At 33.9% G+C, this 12,412-nt stretch carries 12 protein-coding genes; 10 read left to right on the top strand and 2 right to left on the bottom strand.

Annotation, left to right across the window (positions count from 1 at the left end; translation table 11 throughout):
• Positions 1-74: 74 nt before the first annotated feature.
• The 7 genes from AABM59_RS05580 to AABM59_RS05550 all read left to right on the top strand — a co-directional run bounded on the left by AABM59_RS05580 (position 75) and on the right by AABM59_RS05550 (position 5,482).
• The gene (locus tag AABM59_RS05580; protein WP_338407992.1) at positions 75-695 is read left to right on the top strand and encodes a bifunctional nuclease family protein; all 621 of its coding nucleotides are present in this window, start codon (positions 75-77) and stop codon (positions 693-695) included.
• A 35-nt stretch (positions 696-730) separates the two neighbouring features.
• Positions 731-2,014 carry an amidohydrolase family protein gene (locus tag AABM59_RS05575; protein ID WP_338407991.1) on the top strand — a complete coding sequence of 428 codons (1,284 nt, stop codon included), beginning with the start codon at positions 731-733 and terminating at the stop codon, positions 2,012-2,014.
• 22 nt (positions 2,015-2,036) lie between these two features.
• On the top strand, positions 2,037-2,861 hold the full coding sequence (locus tag AABM59_RS05570; RefSeq protein ID WP_338407990.1) for a thymidylate synthase: 825 nt from the start codon (positions 2,037-2,039) through the stop codon (positions 2,859-2,861).
• A gap of 257 nt (positions 2,862-3,118) precedes the next feature.
• Positions 3,119-3,460 carry a 2TM domain-containing protein gene (locus tag AABM59_RS05565; RefSeq protein WP_338407989.1) on the top strand — a complete coding sequence of 114 codons (342 nt, stop codon included), beginning with the start codon at positions 3,119-3,121 and terminating at the stop codon, positions 3,458-3,460.
• Positions 3,461-3,463: 3 nt separating this feature from the next.
• On the top strand, positions 3,464-3,949 hold the full coding sequence (locus AABM59_RS05560; RefSeq protein WP_338407988.1) for a dihydrofolate reductase: 486 nt from the start codon (positions 3,464-3,466) through the stop codon (positions 3,947-3,949).
• 59 nt (positions 3,950-4,008) lie between these two features.
• The gene (gene ubiE / locus AABM59_RS05555) at positions 4,009-4,740 is read left to right on the top strand and encodes a bifunctional demethylmenaquinone methyltransferase/2-methoxy-6-polyprenyl-1,4-benzoquinol methylase UbiE (RefSeq protein ID WP_338407987.1); all 732 of its coding nucleotides are present in this window, start codon (positions 4,009-4,011) and stop codon (positions 4,738-4,740) included.
• A 1-nt stretch (position 4,741) separates the two neighbouring features.
• The gene (locus AABM59_RS05550) at positions 4,742-5,482 is read left to right on the top strand and encodes a porin family protein (RefSeq protein WP_338407986.1); all 741 of its coding nucleotides are present in this window, start codon (positions 4,742-4,744) and stop codon (positions 5,480-5,482) included.
• A gap of 58 nt (positions 5,483-5,540) precedes the next feature.
• Here AABM59_RS05550 and AABM59_RS05545 read toward each other — a convergent pair whose 3' ends face one another.
• Complete coding sequence (locus tag AABM59_RS05545; RefSeq protein WP_338407985.1) at positions 5,541-6,266, bottom strand: RNA methyltransferase; 726 nt, start codon at positions 6,264-6,266, stop codon at positions 5,541-5,543.
• Between the two features lie 37 nt (positions 6,267-6,303).
• Between AABM59_RS05545 and AABM59_RS05540 the strand changes: the two genes are divergently transcribed.
• From AABM59_RS05540 to accD, 3 genes are all read left to right on the top strand, one after another.
• Complete coding sequence (locus AABM59_RS05540; protein ID WP_338407984.1) at positions 6,304-8,865, top strand: BamA/TamA family outer membrane protein; 2,562 nt, start codon at positions 6,304-6,306, stop codon at positions 8,863-8,865.
• Between the two features lie 63 nt (positions 8,866-8,928).
• On the top strand, positions 8,929-9,996 hold the full coding sequence (gene fbaA / locus AABM59_RS05535; protein ID WP_338407983.1) for a class II fructose-bisphosphate aldolase: 1,068 nt from the start codon (positions 8,929-8,931) through the stop codon (positions 9,994-9,996).
• Positions 9,997-10,069: 73 nt separating this feature from the next.
• Positions 10,070-10,924, top strand: coding sequence for an acetyl-CoA carboxylase, carboxyltransferase subunit beta (accD, locus tag AABM59_RS05530; RefSeq protein ID WP_338407982.1), 855 nt, complete (start codon positions 10,070-10,072; stop codon positions 10,922-10,924).
• A 122-nt stretch (positions 10,925-11,046) separates the two neighbouring features.
• On the opposite strand, the gene AABM59_RS05525 is transcribed toward accD, so the two are convergent.
• Positions 11,047-12,297 carry an ABC transporter permease gene (locus AABM59_RS05525; RefSeq protein WP_338407981.1) on the bottom strand — a complete coding sequence of 417 codons (1,251 nt, stop codon included), beginning with the start codon at positions 12,295-12,297 and terminating at the stop codon, positions 11,047-11,049.
• Between the last annotated feature and the right edge of the window lie 115 nt (positions 12,298-12,412).

Below are 12,412 nucleotides of genomic sequence, written 5' to 3'. Positions count from 1 at the left end.
TAAAATTGAAATCTTATTTTTTAATACAAAACAATCCATAAATAAGGTACTTAGTGCTTTTTATTGCTGCAATTATGAGCTTAGTTAAATTATCCATAAAAGGAATTTCATACAGTCAAACTCAAAACGGAGCTTACGCCCTGATTTTGAACGAGGTTGACGGCGAACGAAAATTACCCATCGTAATAGGTGCTTTCGAGGCTCAATCTATTGCAATTGCTTTGGAAAAAGAGATCAAACCACCACGCCCTTTGACTCACGACTTATTCAAAAATTTTGCCGATCGATTTGATATTATAGTAAAACAAGTCATTATTCACAAACTGGTTGACGGCGTTTTTTATTCAAGCATCATATGCGAAAGAGATAAAATCGAAGAAATTATAGATGCCAGAACCTCTGATGCTATTGCTTTGGCTTTGCGCTTTAATGCGCCTATTTTTACTTACAAAAACATCTTGGACAAAGCTGGAATTTATCTGAAAAATAATCCAATGGAAACTGACAAAGATTCCCAGGAAATTGATGATATTCTTTCAAATCCTGAAACGTTTGGGAAGGAAGAAAGCAACCAATCTGGAGAAACTTATTCTAAACACAGCTTGCAAGAGCTGAATGAATTACTCGATCAGGCAGTCGCCCAAGAAGATTATGAAAAAGCCGCCAAGATTAGAGACGAAATTTCGAAAAGATAAATACAACTGTATCTCTCCAAACAAAACTAAAATTCATGAACACAAAATTTATCCTAATCCTAGTTACGCTATTCTTAACCCAAGTTGTCTTCTCGCAAGATTATTATTTGCATTGCGGAAAAATTCTTGATACCCAATCTGGAAAAGAATTAACAAACCAAACCATCGTTGTTTCCAAAAACAAAATTTCGAAAATACTCGACGGATTTGTTTCAAAATTTAAAACCAAAGATGTCGAAATAGACTTGAAAAATAAATTTGTTTTACCGGGACTAATCGATTTACACGTACACATAGAAGGCGAGAAGAATAGCCGAAGTTATATGTCAAAATACATTGACAACGAAGCAGACATTGCTTTTGAATCTACCCGTTGTGCCGAAGTTACCCTTTTAGCTGGATTTACTACCGTTCGCGATTTAGGAGGAACCGGTGTGAATATTTCGTTACGAAATGCAATAAACAGAGGATTAGTGAAGGGCCCAAGAATTTACACGGCTGGAAAATCTATAGCCACAACTGGTGGGCACGCAGACCCAACAAATGGTAGCAACCGAAAACTAGTGGGAGACCCGGGTCCACATGAAGGTGTAGTAAATTCTCCGGAAGACGCTGTAAAAGCAGTTAGAGAAAGGTATAAAGAAGGTGCCGACGTTATAAAAATAACAGCAACCGGAGGCGTTTTAAGCGTAGCAAAAAGCGGTAAAAATCCTCAGTTTTCGATAGATGAAATTAAAGCCATTGCCACAACGGCAAAAGATTACAATATGCTTACTGCAGCTCATGCACATGGTGACGAAGGAATTCAAAGAGCTATTTTGGGTGGTATAAAAACCATTGAGCACGGAACATTTATGAGTGAAGAAACCATGGAACTAATGAAAAAGTACGACACCTACTTAGTCCCAACACTGACTGCCGGAAAAGAAGTCGAAATAAATGCGGAAATTAGTGGTTTTTATCCTGATATTGTAGTGCCAAAAGCACGGGAAGTTGGTCCTCAAATCAAAGCTACTTTTGCAAAAGCATATAAAAGAGGCGTTAAAATTGCTTTTGGGACTGATGCCGGAGTTTTTCCTCATGGCAAAAACGGATTAGAATTTGGCTTTATGGTAGAAGCGGGCATGCCTGCTATAGAGGCTATCCAAGCAGCAACAATAACAAATGCAAAATTATTAGGCATAGAAAAAGAAGTTGGACAAATCAAGGGTTCCTTTTTTGCTGATATTATTGCTGTCGATGAAAACCCTTTGCAAAACATTAAAACATTGGAAAAAGTTGTGTTTGTAATGAAAGACGGAAAAATCTATAAAAATTAATAGTTAATCGAATACCCTTAAAATGAAACAATACCTCGATTTAGTACAACACGTTTTAGAAAACGGAAATCAAAAAGGAGATCGAACAGGAACAGGAACAAAAAGTATTTTTGGTTACCAAATGCGATTTGATTTAAGCGAAGGTTTTCCGATGGTGACGACAAAAAAGCTACACCTGAAATCAATCATATATGAACTTCTTTGGTTCTTGAAAGGTGATACCAATATTGAATACCTTCAAGAAAATGGGGTTAAAATTTGGGATGCTTGGGCTGATGAAAATGGCAATTTAGGGCCCGTATATGGTCATCAATGGCGCAACTGGAACAGTGAGGAAATTGACCAAATAGCCGAACTAATCAAAGAGCTAAAAACCAACCCAAACAGTCGAAGAATGCTGGTTTCTGCTTGGAATCCAAGTGTTTTGCCAGACAATTCGAAATCTTTTTCAGAAAACGTAGCCAATAATAAAGCCGCTTTGCCTCCTTGTCACGCATTTTTTCAATTTTATGTTTCTGACGAAAAACTGTCTTGTCAATTATATCAGCGCAGTGCCGATATATTTCTTGGCGTTCCATTTAACATTGCCTCTTATGCTTTATTTACTATGATGATTGCCCAAGTTTGTGAGTTAGAAGTGGGTGAATTCATTCATACTTTTGGTGACGCCCATATTTACAACAATCATTTTGAGCAAGTTGAATTACAGTTATCTCGTGAACCAAAACCATTACCCAAAATGATTTTGAATCCAGCCATAAAAAATATTTTTGACTTTACTTTTGAAGATTTTACACTCGAAGGTTACGAACCACATCCTTTGATAAAAGGAAGTGTGGCGGTTTAAATTAATTTCCGAAAAAAATATAAATTCTCTGTAAAAAACAGCTTGAAAAATCTAATTAAGTGAACTTGCGTTGGCCAAAATTCTATCTAATATCTTTTTTTTCATCATTTTTAACGATGAAAAAATAATTATGACCCATTTTAATTATATAAATTTTGACATCCCAAAACAAAAAACGTTTACTCTTTAAATAAATCACGAATCACAATAGCACCATTTCAAAATAAATTTTACCTTTATACACTAAAATTTAGACTATGGAAATTGAACAACACGAGCAATATGAGTATGCTAGAAAAAGATTAAACAAGAAAAAAAGACTCTATTTTCATTTTGTTTTATTTCTTTTAGGCAGCCTATTTTTATCTTTGTCTAATCATTTTGAAGTTTTTGGCTATACTACAAATTGGGCAATATGGATAATCACAGTTTGGATCTTCTTGTTTATTTTGCATTTTATAAAGGTGTTCATTACAGATCGTTTTATGAATAAAAATTGGGAAAGAGAACAAATAGATAGGCTTGTTGTACAACAACAAAGAAAAATTGAGCAATTGCAGACACAAGTCGACGAGGAATTTTCTAACAAACCACAATAAAATATGATTATTATCATTGGGGCTGTCGCCGAAAACAATGCGTTAGGAAAAAACAACAATTTACTTTGGCACTTGCCCAATGACTTCAAACATTTCAAGGAAGTCACTTCGGGGCATCACATTATTATGGGAAGAAAAACTTTTGAGAGTTTTCCAAAACCTTTACCAAACAGAACCCATGTAATTATTACACGACAAAAAAACTTCCTTAAAGAGGGATGTATTGTAGCTCAAGATATAGGAAAAGCAGTTTCGGTCTGCCCATCAAACGAGGATATATATATTATTGGTGGTGGAGAAATTTACAAGCAATCCATTGATTTAGCAGACCAGCTAGACATCACACTTGTTCATCAATCTTTTGAAGCAGATGTTTATTTCCCTGAAATAGATTTAAAAATTTGGGAGTTGACCTCAGAATCTTTTCAACCAAAAGATGAAAAACATCTTTTTGATTATACTTTTCAAACATTTGTTAGAAAAAAATAAAGTTCTATCTCGACAATTCGGGACAAAAATCAATATATCTTTGCTTCAAATTTTAGAAAATGTCAAAAAAAATAACTCCTTATAAAGATTCTACTTTAAGCAAAAAAGAACAGGTTGCGGAAATGTTCGACACTATTTCGGGAAATTACGACAATCTTAATCGGGTGATTTCATTTGGCATAGATGTAAAGTGGCGTAAAAAAGTGCTGCAAATTGTAGCTAAAACAAATCCAAAAACAATTCTTGACATCGCTACTGGAACTGGTGATTTAGCTATTTTAATGGCCCAGATTAATGCCGAAAAAATTGTTGGGTTGGACATTTCTGCAGGAATGCTCGACGTGGGCAGAAAAAAAATTCAAGAAAAAAACTTGTCTCGCACGATTGAAATGGTTTTGGCCGATTCAGAAAACATGCCTTTTGAAGACAATCACTTCGACGCCATCACGGTAGCTTTTGGAGTTAGAAATTTTGAAAATTTAGAAAAAGGATTGGCAGAAATTTTGAGAGTTTTAAAACCAAATGGAATGTTTGTAATCCTTGAAACTTCCGTTCCTGAAAAATTTCCTTACAAGCAAGGCTATACTTTTTACAGCGAAAACATCCTCCCAATCATTGGGAAATTATTTTCAAAAGATGATGTTGCTTATGGTTATTTGTCAGAATCTGCCGCAGCTTTCCCTTATGGCGAAGCTTTGAACAATATATTGAGGAAAATTGGGTTTATAGATGTAGTTGCCATGCCACAAACATTTGGTGTAGCAACAATTTATTCAGCGTCTAAAAAATAATATGAGAAAAATTATTGCCTTACTCCTACTCAGTTTGTTCTTAAAAGGACATGCACAAACTAAAGGCATTTTTAGCAAAGACCCCATTGTTAATCTAGAAAATTTTCAAAAACAAAGACTCTATTTTGGATTCTATTTAGGATTTAACTCTTATGATTTCAAAGTAGATTATAATAAATTCGACGCAAAACCTAAAAACATTAGCCAAGACATTGAAATTAAAAAAAGCACCGGTTTTAATGTTGGACTTGTTGCCGATTTGAAGCTTCAAGAATATATAAATTTACGTTTTGAACCTGGTTTATATGTTACAAAAAGAGATCTGAGTTACCCAACAAGTTATTTCTTGACTGAACCTACTTCCTCTCAAAAAACTCGGGAAGTAAACAGCACCAATATTCATCTTCCATTATTGCTTAAATTTTCCTCTCTCAGGACAGGGAATGTTCGTCCTTACTTGCTTGGGGGTGTATCAGCCACATTGAATTTGTCGAGTAATTCTAAATCAATAGACGATAATTCAGGGAATCGTTTCAGGGTAAAACCCTGGACGACGAATTACGAGTTGGGTTTTGGCATCGATGTTTTTTCGGAATATTTTATTTTCTCGCCATCTATAAGGGGTGTGTTTGGAATTAATGATGAATTAATTCCTGATAAAGACTTCAATAATAGTCCTTGGACAAGCAAAATAGAATCGCTGAAAAACAGAGCCGTTTTTATCAACTTTACTTTTCACTAGAAAAATAAGTAATGTCTTAAGTTCTCTGTGTTTAGTTAGCGTTTATGAATATTAAAAATTATCCTCGACGAAACTCGCTTAGAACAATGGCCGTGGCTGTTGCCACATTTAAACTTTCTGTTTTTTGAAGATTTCCAAAACGAGGAATTGTGAGCTTGTTTTGAATCATTTTTTCGAGTTCTGGCGAAATTCCATTGGCTTCATTGCCCATTATAATAATTCCTTCATGAGGCAAATTAGATTTATAAATATTTTTACCATCCATAAAAGTGCCAAAAACGGGTAGTTTCGTTTGTTCGATGAAAGAAATCAAATCAATATAATTAACGTTAACCCTTGCGATGGAACCCATGGTTGCCTGAATCACTTTTGGATTGTAAATATCTACGGCATCTTTCGAACAAATTAATTGATTGATTCCAAACCAATCGCACAACCGCAATATTGTTCCTAGATTTCCTGGATCTCGAATGGAATCAAGAGCGAGAATTAATCCTGATCCTTTGATTATTTTTTCTGCAGGAATTTTAAATAGTGCCAAGCAGCTGTTTGGCGTTGTCAAAGCACTAATTTTTTTCAAATCAGTATCGTCAATTATCGATTTTTTTGCGGCAAGAACTTCTTCAAAATCCCTTTGAGTTGTGTACAGATGATCCAGTTCAAAGTTTGATTTCAATAATTCTTGAATTACCTTTATACCTTCGGCAAAAAACAATTGATTGGCAAATCGATATTTTTTTTGCTGCAAACTCGTTATAAGTTTTATTTGGTTTTTACTAACCATAAAATAATGTACTTTTGAATTAAATATTTCGGAACACTTGAAAAAGATTAGCACAAAAATAGTAACATTTATTTTAATAGGAATAATTATCTCGGCTTGTGATTCCGTGAGAAGGGTTCCAGAGGGAAAACAACTTCTTATCAAGAATGAAATTTTGGTAAACAATAAGTCCGTAAAGACCGAAGATGTCGTTAATCAATTGTATCAAAAACCAAACAGCAACATCCTAGGTTATCAATTACGATTAAACTTATTTAATCTTGCCAATCCAAATCCAGATTCGACTTATCAAGCTAAATTTACCAATCACCCAGGAAAATACGAACGAATGTCTAAAAGGTTGTCAGCAAAACAAGTCGATAGGCTTGGGAAATCTTTTTGGCATCATGGAATACATGATTTCTTAAAAAAAACTGGTGAACCTCCTGTAATTATTGACTCTACAAAAATTGACAAATCGATTGTTCGGTTAAAATACTTTTATTTTAACGATGGTTATTTTAACGTTAAGGCGAATTATACTTTAGATAGTCTAAGTGCTAAAAAAGCTAAAATAAAATACACCATAACCCCGAAAAATCCCTATTTTTTAGATTCCATTAAAATAAACATTCGCACTCAAGTATTGGATTCTATGTTTCAGGCGAATAAATCAAGCTCCTTTATAAAATCAAGCGCACAATATAAAACAGCAGATTTCGATGATGAGAAAAACCGAATTACGAGCCAGTTTAGAAATAATGGAGTATATCATTTTCAGCCCAATTATGTGACTTTTGATATTGACACCCTTAACACTGAAAACAAGGTAAATGTGAATTTAAACATAAACGATTATTCGTACCAAGAGAATGATACCATTAAAACGGAGCCATTCAAAATGTTCAAAATAAGCGACGTAAATATTTACACCGATTACTCACCAACCAAAATTAATTCGGCAATTACTGACAGCATTTCCTTCAATAATTTTAATTTATACAGTCACGATAAATTGAGGTATAAACCACGAGCCATTACCGATGCCATATTTATTACAAAAGGAGGTTTATTTGCCGATAATAAAACTGTTTTAACATCAAGATATTTGAACAATCTTAAAATTTTTAATTATCCAACCATTCTTTATGAGGTTGATAAAAGAGATACCACAGCTCAATCATTGATTGCAAAAATATATTTGACTCCTCGAAAAAAATATAGTTTTGTTACCTCATTTGATCTTACCCATTCAAATATACAGACCTTTGGAATTGCAGGAAGTATTTCTGAAACAATCCGAAACGTATTTAATGGCGCCGAAACACTGGAAATTGCAGGAAGGGGAAATATTGGAGCATCAAAAGATTTGGCAAATCCTCAAAATAGTTTTTTCAATGTCTCTGAATATGGAATTGATTTAAAACTAAATATTCCGAGAATATGGTTTCCTTTTAAAACCGAAAAAATCATTCCAAAAAGCATGATTCCATCAACACTTATTTCAACAGGTTTATCATCACAAAGAAATATTGGACTTAATAAAGAAAATTTAACTGGAGCACTCTCCTATAATTGGATGCCAAAAAAGAACAATATGGCTCGTTTTGATCTTTTTAATATACAATATGTACGAAATTTAAATTCCTCCAATTATTTTCATGTCTATGAATCTTCTTATAACGCTTTAAATGAATTAGCCAAAAGCCCAAGTTATGCTGTAAATTCAAATTATTTTGACGATAACAATAATTTAAAAATAGAAAGTGGGACTAATGGTTTTACTAGTGATGTGTTAGGGATAACTCCAACTGTTTTTCCTAGTTCAGCTGACTACAAAACCATAAACAGCATTGAAGAACGTAGAATCAGGCTTACCGAGGATGATTTTATTCTAGCCACAAACTTTACTTTTTCAAAAAGCACCAAAACAGATATACAAGACAATAATTTTTATCTTTTTAGAACAAAAATTGAATCGGCTGGTTCTCTATTGTCATTGATTTCAGCTGCTTCAAACTTACCCAAAAATCAGAATGGCAATTATAAAATTTTTAATTTAGAATATTCAGAATACATAAAAACAGAATTTGATTACATTAAACATTGGGGTTTTTCTAAAGAAAATGTTTTGGCAATAAGAACCTTTTTTGGCGTTGCAATTCCCTACGGAAATTCGAATAACATTCCGTTTTCAAGAAGTTATTTCTCAGGAGGGTCGAATGACAATAGAGCATGGCAGCCCTATAGTTTAGGTCCCGGAAGCAGCGGAGCCTTGCGGGATTTCAATGAAGCTAACATGAAAATCGCAATGAGTAGCGAATTCAGATTTAAGATATTAAACAGTTTAAAAGGGGCGTTGTTTGTTGATGCGGGCAATATTTGGAATGTTTTTGACAATGTAACTGATGAAAAAGCAACCTTTACTGGGATTTCAGATTTAAGCGAAATCGCTGTAGGTTCAGGATTTGGATTAAGATATGATTTTAATTTTTTTGTAGTTCGATTTGATTTTGGATTTAAAACCTACAATCCCGCCAATGAAATCAACAAAAGATGGTTTTATGAATATAATTTTGCACACTCGGTTTTTAATTTTGGAATAAATTATCCGTTCTAATGCTAATTAATTCTTATTTTTGCAAATTATAAAACAATAAAAACAACAACTAAAAAATTTAAAATGTCACACAATATTAAACCGGGCGTAGCTACAGGAAATCAAGTCCAAGAAATTTTTAAATATGCAAAAGAAAAAGGATTTGCACTTCCTGCAGTAAATGTAATTGGTTCAGACACTATAAATGGAGTTCTTGAAACTGCTGCAAAACTAAATGCACCAGTTATTATTCAATTTTCGAATGGTGGAGCGCAGTTTAATGCTGGAAAAGGACTTTCAAATGCGGGGGAAAAAGCAGCAATCGCTGGTGGAATTGCTGGAGCATTGCACATTCATACTTTGGCAGTAGCTTACGGAGCTACCGTTATTTTACATACAGATCATTGTGCAAAAAAATTATTGCCTTGGATTGACGGATTATTAGACGCTTCCGAAAAACATTTTGCTACAACTGGAAAACCATTATTTTCTTCTCACATGATTGATTTATCAGAGGAGTCTATCGAAGAAAATATCGAAATCTGCAAAGGATATTTAGCTAGAATGAGCAAAATGGGAATGACATTAGAAATCGAACTAGGTATCACTGGTGGCGAAGAAGATGGCGTTGACAACTCAGACGTTGATAGCTCAAAATTATACACACAACCTTCTGAAGTATCTTATGCTTATGAAGAATTATTAAAAGTAAGTCCAAGATTTACTATTGCTGCTTCTTTTGGAAACGTTCATGGTGTATACAAACCCGGAAACGTAAAACTAACTCCAAAAATCTTAAAAAATTCTCAAGATTACGTTCAAGACAAATTCAAAACAGGACCAAACCCAGTAGATTTCGTTTTTCACGGAGGATCAGGTTCTACATTAGAAGAAATCAGAGAAGGTATAAGCTACGGAGTTGTAAAAATGAACATTGATACTGACTTGCAATTTGCATTTACTGAAGGTATTCGTGACTTCATGGTTGACAACATTGATTATTTAAAAACTCAAATTGGAAATCCAACTGGTGCTGATGTCCCTAACAAAAAATACTACGACCCAAGAAAATGGTTGCGAGAAGGTGAAGTTACATTCATCACAAGACTAGAACAAGCGTTCGCAGATTTGAATAACGTGAACACATTATAAATTTAAAATTATGAATTATGAATTACGTTTTAAACTCGTAATTCATAATTCGTAATTCATAATTCACAATTTTATGGCTTGGTTTAAAAGAACAGAAAAAGGAATCACAACGGCTACCGAGGACAAAATGGATGTTCCAAAAGGACTTTGGTACAAATCGCCAACCGGAAAAATTATTGATGCTGAAGAACTAGCACGCAATCTATATGTAAGTCCTGAAGATGATTTTCATGTTAGAATTGGAAGTAAAGAATATTTTGAAATATTATTCGACAACAATGAATTCTTAGAATTAGATGCAAAAATGACTTCGAAAGACCCCTTGCATTTTGTGGATACTAAAAAATATTCCGAACGATTAAAAGACACTATGTCTAAAACCAAATTGAATGATGCGGTTCGAACAGGCGTTGGAAAATCAAAAGGAAAAGATTTAGTGGTTTGCTGCATGGATTTTGCCTTCATTGGCGGTTCGATAGGCGGAGTTGTGGGCGAAAAAATTTCCCGTGGAATTGATCATTCTATCAAAAACAACATTCCATTTGTGATGATTTCAAAATCAGGTGGAGCAAGGATGATGGAAGCGGCTTATTCGTTGATGCAATTAGCAAAAACATCTGCAAAATTAGCACAATTAGCAGATGCAAAAATTCCTTATATTTCGCTTTGTACTGACCCAACAACTGGAGGAACAACGGCGTCTTACGCCATGCTTGGCGATATCAACATTTCTGAACCCGGAGCATTAATAGGCTTTGCGGGGCCAAGAGTTGTAAAAGACACCACTGGAAAAGATTTGCCGGAAGGTTTTCAAACCGCCGAATTTGTCCTTGAACATGGATTTTTGGATTTTATCACTCAACGAAAAGAACTCAAAGACAAGGTTAATTTATACATCGATTTGATACAAAATATTGACGTTAGATAAATTTAAATCCCGAGCAATCGGGCTTTTTTTTGCATTAGCAGCAACGAAATCACAGCCTTTTTTAAAGTTGTATTAATAAAATAAAACAGGATTCTATTTTGGCATTTCCAAGAATTATAGGATTACATTCCCGTTCTAATTGCCTCTACAGGGTCTAGTTTTGAAGCAGTAATTGCAGGAAGAATTCCCGAAATCAAACCAATTATTGCAGCTAATCCGGTTCCCAAAATAATGTTACCCATCCCCAAAACGAATTCAAAATCAAGCGCTTTGGTCAAAATGAGTGCTATAATCCAAACCATAAATAGACCAATAATTCCCCCTATCACGGAAAGAATAATAGCTTCAAACAAGAATTGAAATAATATAAATCTGTTTTTGGCACCAAGAGATTTCTGGATTCCTATTAAATTTGTTCTTTCTTTTACCGAAACAAACATTATATTGGCAATACCAAAACCGCCAACAAGCAATGAAAAACCACTAATTATCCAGCCCACAACATTCATTTGAGAAATAATTCCATCAATTAAATCAGTGAAGCCAGAAAAAACATTGATAAAGAAATTGTCAATATTTCCAGATTTTAAGCCTCTGAAATTTCGTAATTTCTGAGAAATTTCGGCTTTATAAGCTTCCATATCAACTCCTTTTTGTGGTTTAAAAATAATGACGTTTACCAATGCTTTGTTATTATCTCCATATCTTTGTCTAACAAAATTAACAGGTATATAAGCAGAACTGTCGTTGTCATCGTTAAATATTCCGGCTCCTTGCTTTTTTAAAACCCCAATAATGGTAAAAGGTTGTCCGTACAAGCGCACTTTTTTACCTATTGACTCATCGTCTCCAAACAATGATTTAGCAACTTCGTTTCCAATGACAATTACTGCTGATGCAGAATTTGCCTCTGATTCTGTATAAAACCTTCCTTTCTCAAACTCCAGACCTTGGATGTCAATAAATTCGTGGGAAACAGGAACAATATTGATGTCGCTAGCAATTTTTGACCCCTGTTTAATAGATTCCCTTTTAGTGAAAATTTGATAGCCCATTTGGTCTGTATTTGTCATTGTGACTTTCAAATAAAGATATTCGACATATTTCACATTAGGGAATTGCTCTCTTTTCCACTGTGGAATTTCAGATGGACCAAAGGAAAATTTCATCAAATAAATGGTGTTTTTATCTAGGGAACTTAAGTCTTTTGTAATTTTTCTATCCAATGAATCGACTGCTGCAAGTACTGCAATAATCGAAAAAATTCCAATGGTGACACCAAGCAATGATAAAAGCGTTCGCAATTTGTTGTTTCGCAAGGCATTTATTGCAAAACGAAAACTCTCTGATAATAGTCTAAAATAAACGAGCATAAAACTTAATTTGTGTTATTGTAAAATTCTATAAATTTTATTCAAAAACCTAATGAAAATACAGTCATTGATTAGTAGTGTTTTTTAAATATTGTTACACAAATACATTTGAATT

Source organism: uncultured Flavobacterium sp., assembly GCF_963925185.1.
Lineage (GTDB): Bacteria > Bacteroidota > Bacteroidia > Flavobacteriales > Flavobacteriaceae > Flavobacterium.
Note: the sequence above shows the minus strand (reverse complement) of the source record. Positions and strands in the feature narration are given on the sequence as shown.